Annotated in this window: 16 protein-coding genes and 1 tRNA gene; 12 read left to right on the plus strand and 5 right to left on the minus strand. The window is 73.4% G+C overall.

The genetic code is table 11. The features are described from left to right. Positions 1-59 precede the first annotated feature (59 nt). The 6 genes from ABTX81_RS20550 (at position 60) to ABTX81_RS20575 (ending at position 5,478) form a co-directional block, all read left to right on the plus strand. Positions 60-132, plus strand: a tRNA-Lys gene (locus ABTX81_RS20550). 466 nt (positions 133-598) lie between these two features. Further along, positions 599-1,030, plus strand: a complete 432-nt coding sequence (locus tag ABTX81_RS20555; protein WP_350547698.1) for a peptidase inhibitor family I36 protein — start codon at positions 599-601, stop codon at positions 1,028-1,030. A 72-nt stretch (positions 1,031-1,102) separates the two neighbouring features. Further along, positions 1,103-2,056 (plus strand): hypothetical protein, encoded by a 954-nt coding sequence (locus ABTX81_RS20560; protein ID WP_350547700.1) that lies wholly within the window; start codon positions 1,103-1,105, stop codon positions 2,054-2,056. Between the two features lie 268 nt (positions 2,057-2,324). Further along, positions 2,325-3,122 (plus strand): hypothetical protein, encoded by a 798-nt coding sequence (locus ABTX81_RS20565; RefSeq protein WP_350547702.1) that lies wholly within the window; start codon positions 2,325-2,327, stop codon positions 3,120-3,122. A gap of 50 nt (positions 3,123-3,172) precedes the next feature. Further along, on the plus strand, positions 3,173-4,744 hold the full coding sequence (locus tag ABTX81_RS20570; RefSeq protein WP_350547704.1) for an AbeC-like domain-containing protein: 1,572 nt from the start codon (positions 3,173-3,175) through the stop codon (positions 4,742-4,744). Positions 4,745-4,776: 32 nt separating this feature from the next. Next, on the plus strand, positions 4,777-5,478 hold the full coding sequence (locus tag ABTX81_RS20575; protein ID WP_350547706.1) for a TIR domain-containing protein: 702 nt from the start codon (positions 4,777-4,779) through the stop codon (positions 5,476-5,478). Between the two features lie 57 nt (positions 5,479-5,535). Here ABTX81_RS20575 and ABTX81_RS20580 read toward each other — a convergent pair whose 3' ends face one another. After that, the gene (locus tag ABTX81_RS20580) at positions 5,536-6,423 is read right to left on the minus strand and encodes a macro domain-containing protein (RefSeq protein WP_350547708.1); all 888 of its coding nucleotides are present in this window, start codon (positions 6,421-6,423) and stop codon (positions 5,536-5,538) included. Positions 6,424-6,590: 167 nt separating this feature from the next. Here ABTX81_RS20580 and ABTX81_RS20585 point away from each other — a divergent pair, with 167 nt between their 5' ends. After that, on the plus strand, positions 6,591-7,886 hold the full coding sequence (locus ABTX81_RS20585; protein ID WP_350547710.1) for an AfsR/SARP family transcriptional regulator: 1,296 nt from the start codon (positions 6,591-6,593) through the stop codon (positions 7,884-7,886). A gap of 248 nt (positions 7,887-8,134) precedes the next feature. On the opposite strand, the gene cydC is transcribed toward ABTX81_RS20585, so the two are convergent. The 4 genes from cydC to ABTX81_RS20605 all read right to left on the minus strand — a co-directional run bounded on the left by cydC (position 8,135) and on the right by ABTX81_RS20605 (position 14,006). Beyond that, positions 8,135-9,832 carry a thiol reductant ABC exporter subunit CydC gene (cydC, locus tag ABTX81_RS20590; protein ID WP_350547712.1) on the minus strand — a complete coding sequence of 566 codons (1,698 nt, stop codon included), beginning with the start codon at positions 9,830-9,832 and terminating at the stop codon, positions 8,135-8,137. Then, positions 9,829-11,511: a thiol reductant ABC exporter subunit CydD gene (gene cydD / locus ABTX81_RS20595; RefSeq protein ID WP_350547714.1), complete on the minus strand. Its 1,683-nt coding sequence runs from the start codon at positions 11,509-11,511 to the stop codon at positions 9,829-9,831. Before cydD ends, cydC begins: the two co-directional genes overlap by 4 nt. A gap of 98 nt (positions 11,512-11,609) precedes the next feature. After that, positions 11,610-12,650, minus strand: a complete 1,041-nt coding sequence (locus ABTX81_RS20600) for a cytochrome d ubiquinol oxidase subunit II (protein WP_350547715.1) — start codon at positions 12,648-12,650, stop codon at positions 11,610-11,612. 60 nt (positions 12,651-12,710) lie between these two features. Then, positions 12,711-14,006 carry a cytochrome ubiquinol oxidase subunit I gene (locus ABTX81_RS20605; RefSeq protein ID WP_350547717.1) on the minus strand — a complete coding sequence of 432 codons (1,296 nt, stop codon included), beginning with the start codon at positions 14,004-14,006 and terminating at the stop codon, positions 12,711-12,713. Between the two features lie 250 nt (positions 14,007-14,256). Between ABTX81_RS20605 and ABTX81_RS20610 the strand changes: the two genes are divergently transcribed. From ABTX81_RS20610 to ABTX81_RS20630, 5 genes are all read left to right on the plus strand, one after another. Then, a complete protein-coding gene (locus tag ABTX81_RS20610; RefSeq protein ID WP_350547719.1) occupies positions 14,257-15,180 on the plus strand; it encodes a LysR family transcriptional regulator in 924 nt (307 codons plus the stop codon). A gap of 253 nt (positions 15,181-15,433) precedes the next feature. After that, the gene (locus ABTX81_RS20615) at positions 15,434-15,757 is read left to right on the plus strand and encodes a 2Fe-2S iron-sulfur cluster-binding protein (RefSeq protein WP_350547720.1); all 324 of its coding nucleotides are present in this window, start codon (positions 15,434-15,436) and stop codon (positions 15,755-15,757) included. Further along, positions 15,757-17,052 carry an NAD(P)/FAD-dependent oxidoreductase gene (locus ABTX81_RS20620; RefSeq protein WP_350547722.1) on the plus strand — a complete coding sequence of 432 codons (1,296 nt, stop codon included), beginning with the start codon at positions 15,757-15,759 and terminating at the stop codon, positions 17,050-17,052. Before ABTX81_RS20615 ends, ABTX81_RS20620 begins: the two co-directional genes overlap by 1 nt. Positions 17,053-17,354: 302 nt before the next feature. Next, positions 17,355-17,843 carry a PhzA/PhzB family protein gene (locus ABTX81_RS20625; protein WP_350547724.1) on the plus strand — a complete coding sequence of 163 codons (489 nt, stop codon included), beginning with the start codon at positions 17,355-17,357 and terminating at the stop codon, positions 17,841-17,843. Between the two features lie 36 nt (positions 17,844-17,879). After that, the gene (locus tag ABTX81_RS20630; protein WP_350547726.1) at positions 17,880-19,055 is read left to right on the plus strand and encodes a 3-deoxy-7-phosphoheptulonate synthase; all 1,176 of its coding nucleotides are present in this window, start codon (positions 17,880-17,882) and stop codon (positions 19,053-19,055) included. The last annotated feature ends 10 nt before the right edge of the window (positions 19,056-19,065 follow it).

Genomic DNA, 19,065 nt, shown 5'->3' on the forward strand with positions numbered 1-19,065 from the left:
CACCGGGTAGGATCACGGCGGCCCGCCACCAGCACCCCGCACCACCCCGGCCGGGCCACGGGCCGCTAGCTCAATTGGCAGAGCTGCGGACTTTTAATCCGTAGGTTCAGGGTTCGAGCCCCTGGCGGCCCACCGGTAGGACCCGGTTCAGCCTCGGTCTGAACCGGGCCTTTTCCATGTCCGCACGCTCGACGGGGCGAGTTATTGACCGCGTGCAGACATGATTGCCCGCGATGTGTCCGCGGCCGCGGTGGTGCCGTGGCGATATCTGACCGACCGTCAGGAAAATGCGCCCTTCGGCGGCCCGGCCCGCCACTGGCCCCGACCACCGCCGAACCCCGGGCGACGGACCGTCACGAAATATCGAGGTTGGGCTGCAAATGGAACCTCCTGAACAATTTGGACATTGCTGCGCACGGTGCGAATCTGATGCCTTGACAGCTGTGGGCGCCTGCGGCAGATTGGACTCATACGGATCACCTTGGAGCTGTCGGTGGAGCAATCGTCCATTTGAGAGGGCCGCTCCGTCCGCAGTCTTCGAAGCAGCTTTGACGGCATATCTTTTCGAGTTCATCCGACGACTCAAGGGATGGTTCAGATGAAGAAGATTGCATCCGCGTTCGCGCTGGCGGTGGCCGCGGTCGCCGTGGTTCCCGGAACCGCCTTCGCCTCCCACGACTCCGGAACGAGTTGGGGCGACACGGGTCGCTGCGAGCAGGCCGGCTCGAAGATATGTCTCTACTACAACTCGAACCAGGCCGGCGCTGAATTCGTTTCATACGCGGGTGTCGGCCACGGGATCGAGATCCCGAACCTCGCGGGCTACACCTACCCCGGCGGCGGCGCGGGAACCGGCCAGGCGGTGAAGAACAATTCGGCGTCGGCGGCCAACCGCATGTCCCCCGGCTGCACCCTGTACGTCTACTACAACAGCAACTATTCGGGTGCCAGCGACTACCTGTCCTCCGGATCCCACGGGAACCTGTACAACACGTACAACAACAACGCCTCCATCAATCAGTTCTGCTGAGCTGGTCCAGCGGTCTGACGGGTTCAGGCATGTGAGGACGGATCATCGCCATGGGCCAGCCGGCATCGGCCCATGGCGATGATCCGTGTTCCCGACACGGAACTGGAGCGAATGATGCGGCGAGGCCTGCTTCTGGTACTGGTCCTGGGCGTGCTGTCCGCCGCCTGCGGCAGCAGTGCGGAATCCGTCGACGGGCAGGACGCCCCTCCGCCGGTGCCCGCGGCCGGCGTGAGCCTGCCGGCGCCTGCCGAGAGCGTCTCGCCGGACCAAGGGCCCCTGTTCCTCCCGGTGCAGAAGTACATGTTCTCCCAGCACGAGGTGTTCGAGATATCGAAGGCCCAGTGGGTGATGCTCAACTCCTGCCTCGAAAGGTACTCGACTCCTCCGGTCGACTTTCGCGGAAGTGATCCTGCCGAGGGCGACTCGTACCGCATGTCGCGCCGATACGGCCCCGTCGTGAGGGCGGACGTGGAAAAACGCGGCTACCACGTTCCCGATTCATGGACCGGTGCGAAATCGCAGGATCCCGGTGCCCCGTTGACCGAGAAGCAGAACGCGGTCATGTACGGAAGCGGATCCGCTCCGAAGGGCGTCCCTCCCGGCGGGTGCGTCGGTGAAGCGGCGCGCAGGATAGCCGGAGGCGGCGATGTGGTCGGAAAATCTTCAGTGGCGGGCAGTATCAATATCGACAGCTTCAACCTCTCGAAGTCGGATCCGCGAATCGTGGCGGGCTTCACCAAATGGTCCGCGTGCATGAAGGGGAAGGGCTTCGACTATTCCAACCCCCTCGACGCCGTGGGCGACGCCGCCTGGTCCACTCCGGAGCCGAGCGCCCAGGAGTTCCTGGTCGCCCAGGCGGACCTGGAATGCAAGTCGTCGACCGGACTGACCGAGACCTGGGTGCAGGTCGAATCAGAGTTCCAAGAATCTGAGATCCAGTCCCGCCGGGAGGCTCTGGAAGGCGAATCGAGGAGCCGGGAGGCGCAGTTGAAGACCGCTCGCGACATACTGGGCGGCCGGCGGTGAACTGACGCTCGGCACAGCCCGGACCGGCACAGCCCGGTCCGGGCCTTTTCCGTTGCGGGCCGGGTGCTCGGCGGGCCGGCCCGCCGGTCGGGGTCGAGCGGGAGCGGAGCGGGTGGGGACCGGGACCGCATCGGAAGCGGATCGGAAGAGTTCCGGTTGTCGCCGCGGAAGCAGTGCGGCTGGTCGGATCGATCCTGGGGCGGTGACCGGCGGTGGGACGGCCGGGTGCCGCGCCCGAGTCCGCCGGTGACCGCACAGGAGGTCCGCGTTGAACGACAAGATCCCGGGGCCGCCGGTCCCGGTGGAGGCGCAGGTCCGGGCCCGGGGCGCCACCCGGCTCGTCCACCCGCCGCCGTCGCTGCTCCCCCCGGCCGGGGAGGTCCGCACGTGGGTGCTGGCCTTCGCCGGGGGTTCGCTGGCGGTGCTCCTGCTGCTGCTCGGGCTGAGCGGCGGCATCTCCTTCGGGTCGGACGACGGGGGCTACGACGACTACGACGACCCCTACGTCACGGGTGCCGGTGGCGGGTACCCCGGCGGATGGGAGGAGCCGCAGCCGGTGACGGCCTCGCGGACGGTTGCCACGCCCACCACCCGCAGCGCCTCACCCACCCGGACGCCGTCGCCGTCCGCTTCGCGCCTGCCGACGGCCGAGGCCACCACCTCGCCGTCCTCGTCCTGGTTCGGCCCGCCGCCGTCGCCGTCCGGCTCCGCGACAAGGACGGCGACGACGACCGCGACGGCGACGACGACCGCGAGCACGACGACGACCGCGACGAGTGCCCGGCCCGACGCGGTGGTGCGCGACTACTTCAGGGCCGTCAACACGGGCGCCTACCGGACGGCCTGGTCCCTGGGCGGGCGCAACCTCGCCGCCGACTACGACAGCTTCGTCGGCGGCTTCGACGGGACGGCCTCCACCACGGTGTCCGTGCTCTCGGTCGACGGCGACGAGGTCACCGCGACGCTGGAGGCCCACCAGACGGACGGGACGGTCCGGCGCTTCCGCGGCAGCTACACCGTCGCCGACGGCGAGATCACCGGCGCCACCGTCATCCGGACGGGATGACGACGGGCCATGACGGCAGGCCCCTCCACGACAGGAGCTCTGAAGGACAGATGACGATCCATGGCGCCCCTCCCTCAGCGCCGCCGGGCCCGGCCGGGCCCACCGCTCCCCCGGGGGTGGACTCCCGCAGCCGGGCCACCCGGCTGCTCGCGGCGGGCACCTACCTCGATCCGGACTACCGCGGCGCGGTCATCAGGGAACTGCTGACCAACCGGGCCCGGGCGGTGGCCCCCTCGTTCGGCTACGACGCCGTGCCGGTGCTCGCGCACGCCCTCGCGGCACGCGCGCTGCAGCGCAACTCCTGGGTGTACCTCGGGATCGGAGCCGGCCTCCTGGCCGTCCTCACCGTCACCGGCGTGATCAGCGGGCTCTCCCTGCTGGTGCTCGCCCTCTGGTTGTGGTGGTCGGCCGACTACCTGCGCCGGGTGGCCACCCTGCACACCCTGGTCACCCGCCTCAAGACGGCCGGGCCGGGCCGGGGGTTCGACGGCGGCCGCCCGGCGGTCGACCTCCTCGACGACGAACTCGTCGAGAAGATCGACCGCGAGCAGTCGGCCCGGGACGGCGTCGCCTACTTCGGGGGCTACCGGCCGTTCGTCGGGGCGGGGACCAGGCTGCGCCGGTGGTCGAACGCGCAACTGCTGCTCGGGGCCCCGGAGGAGGGCGACGCCGCCGCGGACCTCATCGCCCGGCTGACCGGCCGGGCGGCTCCGGACCCGGCCGACGGGTCGTCCGCCCCGGTGGTGACCGCGCGCCGGCCCGTCATCCCCTTCGACGCCGCGGAGCTGGCCGCGTTCGTCCAGCACCACATCACCGCCGAACTGCGCGACGCCGCGCGGGAGTCCGAGCGGATCGCGACCCTCACCGTCGAACGCCACCGGTACGCCCGGGCGGTCACCGTGCACGACCGGTCGGCGGGGGAGGGCTGGAGCCCGCTGCCTGCGATCGGCGACGACGGGGACGAGCACTGGGCGGAGGGGTACGGCGCGGCGCGCGAGTACCTGTGCGCCCGGATCGGCTCCTGGGAGGAGGAGGTGGTCACCTCGGTGTTCGTGGGCTTCGACGTCCGCGGGAACACCCTGCACACCGAGTTCCACAGCCATGTGCTCACCCCGGTGGTCTCCGAGTTCCACCTGGTCGACCGGCTGCCGGAGCGGCTGGACGGACGGCTGCTGCGGCAGGCCGCCGGGCACTCCCTGCGGTATGTGGCGAGCCGGGCCTGGAAGATCCTGGTGCCCCTGGGTCCCCTGATGACGGCCCTCGCGCGCGTGCGGCGGCACTACCAGGAGGGGCGGCGCTACGAGGTCGAACTGGTCGGGGTCGCGGACCGCAGCGAGTTCGGCCTCGGCCGCTACGCGACGCTCGCGGTGAACCGCGGCGCGCGCACCAGCATCCGGGAGCTGGCCTGCAGCGACACCTACCACCACTACTTCCAGCAGTCGGACGCCGAGAAGTACACCCGGATCGTGGAGCGCCGGCTGCTGCACCTCGTCGAGCGCTTCCTGCGCGAGCACCAGGTCGACCTGGCCGACCACCGGCGCAACCAGACCACCGTCCTGGCCGGCAACCACTTCGGCACCGGCGACGTCGACTTCTCGCAGAACAAGCAGGTCAACAACTGACCGCCCGGACCACGGACAAGGACAACCGACCCATGACGGACCAGGAAGCGGGCCGTGGCGGAGCCGTCTTCGGCAACCACTTCGGCAACGGGAACATCGACTTCTCCACCGGCAAGACCGTCAACCGCGGGGACGGCCGGCCGGCCGCCGGGCGGCGCCCGGACACGGCGCCGCCCGGCGCGGCCGAACGCGCCCGCAACGTCTTCGTGGTCCACGGCCGCGACGAGCAGGTGCGGCGCAAGGCGTTCGGGCTGCTGCGCGGCCTGGGACTGAATCCCCTGGAGTGGGAGCACCTGGTCGGAACGACCGGGACGGCCTCCCCGTTCATCGGCGAGGTGGTGGCCCACGCGCCCTCGGTGGCCGGCGCCGCCCTCGTCCTGCTCACCCCGGACGACGTCGCCCGGCTGCACGACGACCTGAAGGGCCCGGCCGAGCCGCTGCACGAGCGGGAGGCCGCCGGGCAGCCGCGTCAGAACGTGCTGATCGAGCTGGGCATGGTGCTGATGGCCTTCCCCGAGCGGACGGTGATCCTCGAGTTCGGGGACATCCGGCCGGCCTCCGACCTGGCGGGCCGCAACGTGATCCGGTTCACCGCGGACGCGGACCTCAACATCGTGCTGCGGAAGGTCGCGCAGCGGCTCAAGGTGGCCGGCTGCCCGGTGGACGACAGCGGCCACGACTGGCTGGACACGGAGCCGTTCCGGGACCTCGGGGCCTACCGCCGCAGGGGCTGACCCGAGCACGGACCAACGGCCCGGCCGCGGTGGCGCACCGCGGCCGGGCCGCCGCCGTCACCGCTCGCCCAGGCCCGCGGCCATGCTCCGCAGGAACGCCCGGACCTCCGGCATGGAGACGTTCGCGAGGTCCGCCGGGCGCAGCACGACCCGCAGCTCCCGGCAGACCGCGCCCTCCCGGGAGCGGGCGACGAACGACATCAGGATCAGCCGCAGCAGGCTGTCCTGGTCCAGGTAGTCCATCCGGGCGAGCCCCGACCCCACCAGCGGCATCGCCACGGAGCCCGTCCGGGCCCGCCGGTCGACGGCGTCCCAGAGCCGGTTGAGGCTGAACCAGAGGTCCTCGACGCCGGAGGAGGCCACCAGGTCGCGGCCCAGCCGGCTGTAGGCGGTGGCGAAGACCAGCCGCGACGGGGGGCCGAGGACGGCCACGGTGCCGAGCGGGTACCGGTCGAGCTTGCCGAGCGGCTTGTCCGCCCGGAGCTCACGGGACTGCGGGGCCACCGTGGCCAGGGCGGCGGCGAGTTCGGCGTCCAGTCGGTCCGGGTCGCCCTCGTAGCGCCGCCGCAGCAACTGGGCCTGCACACTGCTCCCGTCGATCAGCCGCCCGTCCGCCGGGGCGGTGTCGAAGGTGTCGCAGAAGCCGACGACGAGGTGGCCGGGGGCGGTGAAGAGGTCGCCGCCCTCCACCACCACGGCCATGTCGGGCCGCCGGAACTCCTGGCGCACCACCGGGACCGGACGCGCCCGCACCGCGCCCCAGAGCACGCAGGCCCCGGCCGTGCCGGCGGTCACCCAGCCGGGCGCGGGCAGTCCGTGGGGGAAGAGCGGCCCGGCGAGCTGCCCCGCCACCGCCAGGCCGCCGAAGGCGGCCGCGGTGTTCCGCAGGAAGGCGGCCGCCGTTCGCCGGGACACCGGCGAACGGCCCGCGAGCCGACCGCTCATCCGACACGCCCTTCATCAACGTTCCTGCGCGGCACGCCGGTTGCTATCCTGCTCGGTGCCTTGAGCGAGGCGGCTCCTGGCCGGGGACGAGGCGGGTGGGGGGTCCGATGGCGGGTGTCCGCGTGAGCGTGCTGGGGCCTGTGCGGGTGGAGTCCGACGGGGTTCCGGTGCGCCTGACGCCGCTGACCAGGCGGTTGCTGGTCCGGCTGGTGGCCGCGGACGGCGAGGCGGTGCCGGTCCGGCAGCTGCGCCGGGACGTCTGGGGCCGGCAGGCCGACCTCCCGGGCCAGGGCGCGCGGGGCCGCAACGAGGTGCAGAAGCGGGTGTTCGAACTGCGGCGCGCGATCGGCGGGGGCGACCGGACCGCCGGCGCGCGGGTCCTGCGCACCGAGCAGCTGTCGACGGCCAGGGGGTCGGAGACCGCCTACCGGCTGAGCCTCTCGGCGGCGGAGCTGGACTGCGCGCGGTTCACCGAGCTGGTCAACGAGTCCTTCCAGGTCGGACCGGCGATGGCCGCGTGGCGGCTGGAGGAGGCGCTGGGCATGGTCCGCGGCCGGCCGCTGGCGGAGGCCTCCGGCGAGGACTTCGCCGAACCGCTGATCCGCCGGCTGACCGGCCTGCAGGACACCGCCCGCCGGGAGCTGATCTCCTGCCGGGTCAGGCTCGGCCGGCCGGAACTCGCGCTGCCGGTCGCCGAGGCGGCGGTGCGGGAGCGTCCGGACGACCCGTCCTGGGCCTCCGAGCTCGGCCTGCTGCGCACCAGGCTGCGGGGCCGCTGGGACGACGAGCTGCTGCGCATCGCGCTGCCCGACCGGGCGATCGAGGTCGTGGTCGTGTGCGGGGACCTCTTCGAGCAGGAGGACGCGAATCTGGTGGCGGGCTTCACCGACACCTTCGACACCGAGATCGACCAGGACGTGGTGATCAGCCGCTCCAGCATCCAGGGGCAGCTCGTGGAGCGGCTCTTCGGCGGCCGCGGCGAGCTGCTGGACGCCGAACTGGAGCGGGCCCTGCGGTCCGTGCCGGTGGTCGAGCGCGAGCGCAGCCGGGACAAGCCCCGCGGGCGCCGACTGCGGTACCCGATCGGGACGACGGTGGCGGTGCCGCACGGGCGCCGGCAGGTCTTCGCCACCGCGTACTCGCGGCTGGGCAACGACATGGTGGCGAGGTCGCGTCCGGAGTACCTCGGGCTGGCCCTCGAACGGCTCTGGGAGTCGGTGGCCCTGCACGGGCGGTACCGTCCGGTCGCGGTGCCGATGCTCGGTTCGGGCCTCGCGCGGATCGTGGACCTGGACCGCGGGCGGCTCGCCAAGCTGATCGTGGAGTCCTTCGTCCGGGCCTGCCTGGGCGGCACCCCGGTCGCGTCCGAGCTGCGGATCGTGGTGCACCCGGACGACCTGCGCCGCACCGACCTGCTGGAGCTGGAGCGCTTCCTCCAGGAGGCACCGTACGGGTGCGGGTGACGCGCCGGCCGGGTGGCTGCCGGCGGGTCGTGGCCGGTGCCTCCGCATGCGTCCCTCCGGTGGTGGTGGCGGGCGGGAGCGGACGGCCCCGTCCCCCGTGCGGGTCATCCGCTCCCGAAGGACAGCACACCAGTCCGGCCGCTTCCGGGGAAAGGCGCCGGGTCTTCCGGTCCGCTTCCGATCCGGTCCGCTCCCGGCCGGGGGGTGCGCGGCCGGTGCCCCCACCCGCCCCCGGGCGGGCGGGGTGGTCAGCGGGCGGGCGCGAGGCGGCCGGCGGTGAGGGTGAGGACGGCGTCGGCGGCGGTGAGGGCGGTGTGGTCGTGGGTGACCAGGAGGGTGGTGCGGCCGCGGGTGGCGTCGAGGATGTCGGCCAGCACGGCGGCGGCGGTGTCCGGGTCGAGGCCCTCGGTGGGCTCGTCGAGGACGAGGACGGGCGGGTCGGCGAGCAGGGCGCGGGCCAGCAGCAGGCGTTGGCGCTGGCCGCCGGAGACGGTGGCGCCGTCGCCGCCGAGCATGGTCTCCCAGCCGCCGGGGAGGGACTCGATCCAGTCCAGCAGCCGGGCCCGGCGGGCGGCCTCGCGCAGCTCCCCGTCGGTGGCGTCGGGGCGGGCCAGCCGCAGGTTGGCGCGGATCGTGGTGTGGAAGACATGGGCGTCCTGGGTCATGCCGGTGATCACCCGGCGGACGTCGGCGCCCGCGCAGTCGCGCAGCTCGCGGCCGCCGACCCGGATGCTGCCGCTCTCGTAGGGGACGAACCGCATCAGCGCCGCGATCAGCGTGGACTTCCCGGAGCCGCTGGCGCCCACCAGGGCGACCCGGCGGCCGGGCGGCAGACGCAGGCTGACGCCGTCGAGCGCGGCCGGTCCGTCGGGGCGGTGGCGGACCCGCAGGCCGGTGATCTCGACGCCGAGCGGCCCGTCGGCGGCGGGCGGGAGCGGGAGCGGGTCGGCCGGGTCGGTGACCGGGGGCGGGGTGTCCATGAGGTCGGCGAGCCGGCGGGCGGAGGCCCAGACGCCGGTGAGCCGGCCGGCGGCGGCGGGCAGCGCGGCCAGGGCGTCGAAGGAGACCAGGGCGAGCACCGCGAGGACGGTGAGCCCGGCGGCGGGCAGCCGGCCGTCGGCGTGGGCGCGCAGGCCGAGCCAGGTGGCGCCGACGGTGGCCGCCGCCTGGAACAGCAGGACGGCGGCGGAGGCGAGCGAGGTGGTCAGCGCCGCGCGGCGCTCCAGGGCGGCGATCCGGGCGGCGGCCGCCCGGGTCCGCTGCTGGGCGCGGTCGCGGGCGCCGTACGCGGCGAGGTCGGCCGCGCCCGCGGTCAGGTCGACGGTGAGCGCGGCGAGTTCGGCGCGGGCGGCCTTCTCCGCCCGCCCGGTCCGGCGGGACAGCGCGAGCACCAGGGCGGGCACCAGCAGGCCCGCGACGGCGAGCAGCGCCCCGAGCAGCAGCCCGGCGGCGGGCAGCAGCGCCAGGGCGGTGCCGGTGGCGGCCGCCGCGACCAGGGCGGCCGCGGTGACCGGGACGACCACGCGCAGCAGCAGGTCCTGGGCGGCGTCGACATCGTCCACCAGGCGGGTCAGCAGGTCGCCGCCGCGGAACGCCGGGGTGCCGGCCGGGGCGAGCGGCACCAGCGCCTCGTACACCCGGGCGCGGAAGCCGGCGACGGCGCGCAGCACGCCGTCGTGGCCGAGCAGGCGGTCGGCGTAGCGCAGGGTGCCGCGGCCGAGGGCGAGGGCGCGGACGGCGACGACGGCGACGGCGACGGCGGAGATCGGCGGCTGCTCGGCGGCGCGGGTGATCAGCCAGGCGGCGGTGGCCATCAGGGCGGCGCCGCTGAGCTCGCTGCCGGCGGCGGCGAGCACGGCGGGCAGCAGCCGGCGCCAGTGCGGCAGCAGGTACCGCAGCAGCCGGACGGTGGGCCGGGGGACGGGCCGGGCGGCGGGGGCGGTCATGAGAGCACCAGCGGGTCGAGGACGCCCGCCCGGACGGTGACGATCCGGTCGGCGTGCGGCAGCAGGCTCCGGCGGTGGGCGACCACGATCGCGGTGCGCCCGCGCATCAGGTCGGCGGTGGCCCGGGTCACGGCGGCCTCGCTCTCCGGGTCGAGATGGGCGGTGGGTTCGTCCAGCAGCAGGATCGGCGCGTCCTTGAGGAACGCCCGGGCGAGGGCGATGCGTTGGCGCTGTCCGGCGGAGAGCCCGGCGCCGTGCTCGCCGAGCACGGTGCGGTAGCCCTGCGGCAGCGCCTCGGTGAAGCCGTCGGCGCAGGCGGCCCGGGCGGCCGCGCGGACCTCGGCGTCGCTCGCGTCGGGGCGGCCGAGGCGGATGTTGTCGGCGACGCTCGCGGCGAAGAGGTGCGGGCGCTGCGGCACCCAGGCGACCTGGGTGAGCCAGGCGTCGGGGTCGAGTGCGGCGAGGTCGGTGCCGCCGACCAGGACCCGGCCGGCGTCGGGGGTGGTGAAGCCGAGGAGGAGCGCGAGCAGGGTGGACTTGCCGGCGCCGCTCGGGCCCACCAGGGCGAGGTGCTCGCCGGGGTGGACGGTGAGCGAGACGGCGTCGAGCGCGGGCGCGGCGCGGTCGGGGTGGTGGACGGTGACCCCGTCGAGGCGCAGCGGCGCCGTCCGGCCGTCGGGGACGGGCGTGCCGTCGGGGACGGGCGCGCCGCCGGCGCGCGTCGGCGCGGGCTCCTCCTCGTCGAGGACGGCGAAGACCCGCTCGGCCACCGCGACGCCCTCGGCGCTGTCGTGGAACGCCGCGCCCGCCGCGCGCAGCGGCAGGTAGGCCTCGGGGGCGAGGAAGAGGACCACCAGGGCGGTGCGCAGGTCCAGTTCGCCGGCCAGCAGCCGCAGGCCGACCGGGACGGCGACCAGCGCCACCGACAGGGTGGCGACGGTCTCCAGGACGAGTGAGGAGAGGAACGCCACCCGCAGGGTCCGCATGGTGGCCCGCCGGTGGGCGTCGGCCATCTCCCGGACCACGCCGCTCTGGTGGTGCTCCCGGCCGAAGGCGCGCAGCGTCGGCAGTCCGGCGACGACGTCGAGGAAGTGGCCGCCGAGCCGGGCGAGCAGCCGCCACTGCCGGGCGGTGCGGCGGGCGGTGTGCATCCCGACGAGCGCGCCGAACACCGGGATCAGCGGGAGGGTGATCACGATGATCAGCGCCGAGGTCCAGTCGGTCCCGAAGAGCCATCCGACGACCACGGGCGGGACGACGGCGGTCGCGGCCATGGTGGGCAGGTAGCCGGTGAGGTAGGGGTCGAGGGCGTCCAGGCCGCGGGTGAGCAGGGTGGCCGTCCCGCCGTGCCGCTGGGCGGCCAGCCGGCGCGGGCCGGTCCGCCGGAGGCGGGCGGCGAGGCGCTCGCGCAGGGCGCGCTTGGCCTCGGCGGCGGCGCGCTGGGCCAGGGTGCCGCGGGCCCAGGTGAGCAGGGCGCGAAGGGTGAGGACGGCGGCCAGGGCGGCGAGCGCGGTGGGGTGCGGGCCGTGTCCGGCGAAGCCGTCCGCGAGCAGGCCGGCCAGCAGGGCGGCCTGGCCGACGACGAGGCCGGCGCCCAGCAGGGCCAGTCCGGTCGAGGTGGCCAGGTGGCGTCGCACCACCGGGAGTTCGCGCCGCAGGCGGCGTTCGGCCGGCTTCATCCCGTTGCTCCCTCCCGGGGCGTGCCCGGCGTGCGGTGCGGTCGGCGTCCACGGCCCGGCGGCCGGCGGCGACAGGGCCGCCGGCCGCCGGCGGGCGGTCAGAAGTAGCTGGGGTGGCGCAGGCCGGTCCGGCCGCGGAACGCCCACCAGCTCCAGGCCTGGTACGCCAGGATCAGCGGGACGACCACCACTCCGAACCCGATCAGCAGTTTCAGCGTGGCCTCGTCGGCGACGGCGTCGCCGACGGTGATCCCCGCGCCGGAGGCGGCGGTCAGCAGGTACGGGTACTGGCCGGCCCCGATCAGCGCCACCGGCAGCGCGGTCGCGGCGCAGGTGGCGGTGAAGGCCAGCCCGGCGCGGCCGCGGCTGAGGAACCACCAGCCGGCCGCGACGGCGGCGGCGATCAGCGCGAACAGCACCACCGAGGTGGCCGTCCTGGTCATCGAGGCCCCCACGCCGAACAGCGAGAGCACCAGCCCGAGGGCGCTCGCGGCGCCCGCACCGGCGACCAGGGTGGCTCCCACCCGCCGTGCGGTGGCGGCGAGTTCGGGCTCGGAGCGGAGCGCGACGAAGGCCGCGCCGTGCCCGGCGAAGAGCAGCGCGGTGGCCACCCCGCAGGTCAGCGCGAACGGCCCGAAGACATCGCCGAGGCCGAGGTGGAAGGAGCCGTCAGCCCGGCGGGGCACGCCGTGCAGCAGCAGGCCGACCACGATGCCCCAGCACACGGCGGGCAGCGCGCCGCCGAACACCACCAGGGCGTTCCAGAGCCGCAGCGCCCGCGGGTCGCGGGAGCGGCCGCGCAGCTGGACGGCGGCGTTGCCGAGCACCAGGCCGAGCAGGATCGCCACGATCAGCGGGTACAGGCCGGACAGCAGCCTGCCCTCCAGGTGCGGGAAGGCGCCGAACATCACGCCGGCGAAGGCGACCAGCCACACCTCGTTGCCGAGGAAGAACGGGGCGATCGCGTCCAGCGCGGCGTTCCGTCCGACGGGGTCCCGTTCGGAGGGATCCCGTTCCCCGGCGCCCGGACCGCCGAGGAACGGGGACAGCATCTGCGCGCCGTAGTCGTAGCCGCCGAGCACGAAGTAGCCGGCGAGCAGCAGGCCGAGGAGGGCCAGCCAGAGGGTCTCCAGGCTCATGTAGCCCAACCTTCCGTCACATCAGGGGAGTTCATCGCGGTGCGGGATCCGTCGGGTGGCTCAGAAGACCGGGACCGGCTGCTTCTCGTCGGCGCCGCCCGGATCGGGCAGGTCGTCGGCGAGCGGATCGCCCGCGCCGAGCTGGGCGCCGTCCGGGCCGCGCCGGGCGAAGCGGGTGATCAGCGTCCAGTTGACCGCCGCGAGGGCGACGAAGACGGCGATGAACAGCGCGCAGGACACCATCAGGGAGCCCCGGCCGACGTTCGACAGCGCGTCGTCGACGGTCAGCTCGCCGTAGACCAGCCAGGGCTGGCGGCCGATCTCGCGCACCACCCAGCCGCCGACCGAGGCGATGAAGGGCAGCGGGATGATCGCGGTCATCAGGTAGGCGAGCCAGCGCCTGCGCACCAGCCGGTCCTTCAGCAGCAGGAAGACGGCGACGAACGTGATGGTCGAGACCGTGTTGCCGAGGATCGTCATCAGGTCCATCGAGTTCTTCACCCAGCCCTGCCAGGGCACGTAGTCCCCGGGGCCGTATTGGGCGACCAGCCGGGCCTGCTCCTCGGCCACGCCGCCGCCCTTGAGCAGGGCGGCCTTCATCGGCTGGGTCCGCTCGATCACCGGGACCTGCAGATTGCCGACGATGATGACGAAGAAGGAGGAGAGCATGCTCACCCAGACGCCCACCCGCAGCGAGCCGCGGAACAGCGCGGTCTCCCGGGTGCCCCTGGCGAAGTGCCAGGCGCTGATGCCGGCGACGAAGATGCCGCCGGTGGTGAGCGCGGCGAGCGCGATGTGGCCGAGCGCCACCAGGGCGTTGGCGTTGGTCAGCAGCGCGCCGAAGTCGGTCAGGTAGGCGGCGCCGTCGCGCACCTCGTAGCCCACCGGGTGCTGGAGGAAGCCGTTGGCGATCAGGATCCAGAACGCGGAGGCGTACGCGGTGAGCGCGACCAGCCAGATCAGCGCGACGTGCACACCGCGGCGCATCCGGCCCCAGCCGAAGATCCACATGCCGAGGAAGGTGGACTCGGCGAAGAAGGCGATCAGGGTCTCCAGGGCCAGCGGAGCACCGAAGACGTTGCCGGCGAACGTGCTCAGTCCGCTCCAGCTGAGTCCGAACTGGAACTCCATGACGAGGCCGGTCACGATGCCGACCGCGTAGTTGATGACGTACAGCTGGCCCCAGAAGCGGGTCATGCGCTCGCGCACCGCGCGGGTGGCGGGGTCCCGGGTGTACGCGGCCCGGGTGTGCATGAACGCCACGATGGGGACCAGCCCCATGGTGAGGATGACGAAGAGCCAGTGCACGCTGGTGGTGGCCGCGAACTGGAGTCGGGCCAGATCCGCAGCGCTCATGATGCGACCTTCCTGGGGGGCCGGTCGGCCTCCGGGTCGGCGGACGGGAGAGGGAGGGCGGAGGGGGACGGAAGGGGAGGGGACGGAAGGGGGGAGGGGCTCCTCGCTTCGCGTGTGCAGGTGGCGGGCATCGCTGCCCGCCACCTGTACGACGAACCCCGCCGACGACGTTAGGCGAGGATTGCTTATGCCTTCCAAGACCGGTTTTGCTATGTACGGATAGCCCGTCAGGCATCAACCGAGGTGAACCGTGGATTTGCTGCAGTTGCGCCACTTCCAGACCGTCGCCCGTTTCGAGCACATCAGCCGCGCCGCCGAGGAGCTGAACGTCGCCCAGCCCTCGCTCAGCCGCACCATCGCCCGGCTGGAGGCCGAGCTGGGCACCCCGCTCTTCGACCGGCAGGGCCGGCGGATCCGGCTCAACCAGTACGGCGCGGTGTTCCTGCGCCACGTCGACCGCGCGCTGAGCGAGCTCGACGACGGCCGCCGGGCGCTGCGCGAGGCCCGGGAGACCGGGCTCGGCCGGGTCGGCGTCGCCTCCGAGACCCTGCTGACCGTCACCCATCTGATGGGCGGCTTCCGGGCCGCCTTCCCGGGCGCCGAGGTGCGGCTCTTCCAGTCGAACGTCGAGGAGATGGACCGCCAACTGCGCGCCGGTGAAGTCGACTTCTGCGTGGCCTCGCAGCCGCTGGCCGGCCCCGACCTGGAGACGGTCGAACTGCTCCGCGAGGAGGTGCTGCTGGCCGTGCCGCGCGGGCACTGGCTGGACGGCCGGGAGAGCGTGACCATCGCCGAGATCGCCGACGAACCGTTCGTCACCACGCGCCGCGGACACTGGCAACGCGCCCTGCTGGAGCGGCTGTTCGCGACCGAGGGGCTCACCCCCCGGCTGTCCTGCGAGGGTGATGAGCCGGGGGCCAGCCAGGACATGATCAGCAGCGGTCTGGGCATCGGCCTGATCCCGGCGATGTCCCGGCTGGCCGGCACCGACACCCACGTCCCGGTGGCCTGGGTGCACGTGGAGGCCCCGAACTGCTACCGGGTGCTCACCCTGGTCTGGAACCGGGCCGCCTACCACTCCGAAGCGGCCCGCCGCTTCCGCGAGTTCACCATCAGCAGGCCGCTCATGACGCACCGTCGGCCGGATCCCCGGATGCTTCGCGAGCGCACCTGACCGCCCCGGGGGAGCCCGGTGATCGATCCTGGCGTGGCCCATGGGGCTTTGCTACGCTCGAACGCGCTGCCGTGTTTCCGGCCGAGGGCGTCGCGTGTCCGAACGGCCGCTGTGAGACGGCGGGTTGGCGGAGGCAGCGGTCTTCGGTCCAACCACACCGGCGGCGCCGTCCTGCCTCCCTTCCGTCACGTGACCGGTGCCCGTTGATACCGGCGCGCCCTCGCGCGCCCGGGCGCCATCGAGGAGTTCCGCCATGCCCAAGATCACCTACGTCGCCGTCGACACGACGGAGCGCACCATCGACGTCCCGGTCGGCACCAGCGTGATGCGCGGCGCCGTCTTCAACGACGTCGACGGCATCGTCGCCCAGTGCGGCGGCAACCTGCAGTGCGCCACCTGCCACGTCTACGTCGACGAGTCGGCGCTCGACAAGCCGGAGCCGATCCAGCCGGACGAGGACGACATGCTGGACTTCACCGCCTGCCCGCGCCGGGCCAACAGCCGGCTCAGCTGCCAGCTCACGGTGACCGAGGCCATGGACGGGCTGGTCGTGCACCTCCCCGAGCGGCAGAAGTGATGGCCTTCGCCACCGGAGCCCCGGCGGGCCGCCCGGAGCCCGGCCACCCCGCGTCGGTCGTCATCATCGGGGCCGGCCAGGGGGGCTACCAGACGGCCGCCTCGCTGCGCGACCACGGCTACCGGGGGCGGCTGGTGCTCATCGACGCCGAGGACGGACTTCCCTACGAGAGACCCCCGTTGTCGAAGGCCTACCTCAGGGGGGAGACGGACGAGGGCCGGCTGTGGCTGCGGCCGGTCAGCTACTACGCGCGCCAGTCGATCGAACTGGTCGCGGGCTCGGTGACGGCGCTCGACCCGGCCGCCCGTACGGTCCGCCTCGCCGACGGCCCGGTGTTCGGCTACGACCACCTGGTGCTGGCCACCGGGGCCGCCCCGCGCACGCTCGCCGTGCCGGGTGCCGCCCTGCGCGGCGTGCACACCCTGCGCACCGCCCGGGACGCCGCCGCCCTGCGGTCCTCGCTCGGCGCGGCCCGGCACGCGGTGGTGGTGGGCGCCGGGTTCATCGGCCTGGAGTTCGCCGCCGCGGCCCGGCGGGCGGGCTGCGAGGTGACGGTGGTCGAGGCCCTCGACCGCCCGCTGGCCCGGGTGGTCTCCGCCCGCACCGCCGGGCACTTCACCCGGCTGCACCGGCGGGAGGGCAGCCGGCTGCTGTTCGGCCAGGGCGTCGCGGCCCTGCACGGCGACGAGCGGGACCGGGTCACGGCGGTGGAGCTGGCCGACGGCACCCGGCTGCCGGCCGACCTGGTGCTGGCCGGGATCGGGGTGGTCCCGCGCACCGGCCTGGCGGCGGCGGCCGGGCTGCGGGTGAGCGGCGGCATCGCCGTCGACTCCCACCTGCTGACCAGCGACCCGCACATCTCGGCGGTCGGCGACTGCGCGGCGTTCCCGCAGGTGCGCTCGGGCAACCGGCTGCGGCTGGAGTCGGTGCAGAACGCCGTCGGCCACGCCGAGACGGTGGCCGCCCGGCTGACCGGCACGGCCCGCGGCTACAGCGAGCTGCCGTGGTTCTGGAGCGACCAGTTCGCCACCACCGTGCAGATCGCCGGCCTGGACGAGGGGCACGACACCGAGGTGGTGCTCGGCGACGACCCGGACGCGTTCTCGGTGCTGCTGTTCCGCGCCGGCGAGCTGCAGGCGGTGGAGTCGGTCAACCGGCCGACCGACCACCTGGCGGCCCGTCGGCTCCTTGACCGAGGCGTGGTGCTGAATCCGGTCGATGCCGCCGCCCCCGGCTTCACCCTGCGCGGCCACCTCGCGAGCCACCGCGGCGGCCCGGCGGTGCCCGTGGGCTGACCGGCCAGGGGGCCGGTCCCCGCTGCTCCGGCGCCCGCCCGCGGTTCGGGGCGGGCGCCGGACAACGGAACAATGGATTCCGAGAACACCGGCCCCACGCCTTTCACGGGTGCGGCCGGATAACAAACGTTCTTTTATCGCCGGACGGTTTTCGGCCATGCCCGCGGGGGGCTTGCGGCGATCGAACCTTCACACTTAGTTCATAGGTCGCTGTTGCGGAATCATCTGCCTCTGAGGCAGGATTCAACAAGATCGCTTGCTTGCTCATTCACTCACCCGAATAACAAACAGGGGATACGACTGTGCCTGAATCCGCCAGCCCGCAGGGATTCGCCGACGACGCCGAGCTGCGCCGCCTGAACCGCGCCACCGTCGAGCGGTACATGCACACCCTCGGCCAGGACCGGCTGCGCCGGCACGAGCTCTTCACCGAGGACGGCGTCGGCGGTCTGTGGACCACCGACACCGGCTCCCCGGTCGCCACGCACGGCCGGGACCGCCTGGGCGAGCACGCCGTCTGGTCGCTGAAGTGCTTCCCGGACTGGGAGTGGTACAACATCGAGATCTTCGAGACCCAGGACCCGAACCGGTTCTGGGTCGAGTGCGACGGCCGCGGCAAGATCCTCTTCGGTGACTACCCGGACGGTTACTACGAGAACCACTTCATCCATTCGTTCGAATTGGAGAACGGGCGGATAAAGCTGCAGCGGGAGTTCATGAACCCCTTCCAGCAGCTGCGTGCCCTGGGAATTCCGGTGCCCGAGGTGAAGCGCACCGGAATACCCACCTGACAACTCAAGAAATCCACCGCCGGATCGGAGTACGTCGTGGAAGACGTCATACGGGAGATTCGTATCCGCGGGGCGCTGCACCAACCCGAATGGAGCGACCTCCTCCAGGTCAGCCGGGTGGGCGAGGCACTCGCCTCGCGTCCCACCCTGGTCCAGCCGGACGAGCTGGCCACCTTGCGCACCCTGCTCGGAAAAGTGGCGGCCGGCGAGGCGCTGGTGCTGCAGTCCGGGGACTGCGCCGAGGATCCGCAGGAATGTACACGTCAACACGTGGCGCGAAAGTCCGCGCTGCTCGACCTGCTCGCCGGGACGCTCGGTCTGCGAACCGGTAAGCCCGTCCTGCGCGCGGGCCGCATCGCGGGACAGTTCGCCAAGCCCCGCTCCAAGCCCACCGAACTCGTCGACGGGGTCGAACTCCCGGTCTTCCGAGGTCACATGGTGAACGGCCCGGAGCCGGACCCGGAGGTCCGCCGGCCCGACCCGCTGCGCATCCTCACCGGCTACATGGCGGCCGGTGACATCGTCGAGCACCTCGGCTGGCGCGACCGCGCGGCCGGCCGTGAGGTGGTCGAACCCCTGGTGTGGACCAGCCACGAAGCCCTGCTGCTCGACTACGAGATGCCGATGCTGCGGGTCGACGACAAGGGCCGGCTGTACCTCGGCTCCACCCACTGGCCGTGGATCGGCGAGCGCACCCGCCAGGTCGAGGGCGCCCATGTCGCCCTGCTGTCCCAGGTGGCCAACCCGGTGGCCTGCAAGGTCGGCCCCACCATGGAGCCCGACGAGCTGCTCGCCCTGTGCGAGAAGCTCGACCCGTGGCGCGACCCCGGCCGCCTCACCCTCATCGCCCGGATGGGCGCCGAGGCCGTCGCGGACCGGCTGCCGAAGCTCGTCGACGCCGTCCGCGCCGCCGGCCACCCCGTGGTGTGGCTCAGCGACCCGGTGCACGGCAACACCTTCACCGCCCCCGGCGGCCGGAAGACCCGCCTGGTGGGGACCGTCGCCCTGGAGGTCGCCCGGTTCGTCGAGGCGGTGCGCGGCGCGGGCGGCGTCGCCGGCGGGCTGCACCTGGAGACCACTCCGGACGACGTGACCGAGTGCGCGTCCACCGAGGCCGACCTCGACACCGTCGGCGAGCGCTACACCTCCGGCTGCGACCCGCGCCTCAACCCGGCCCAGGCCGTCGCCGTGGTGTCCTCCTGGGCCGCCTGACCCGGTCCGC

The sequence above is a fragment of the Kitasatospora sp. NPDC097605 genome (assembly GCF_040302725.1).
GTDB lineage: Bacteria > Actinomycetota > Actinomycetes > Streptomycetales > Streptomycetaceae > Kitasatospora.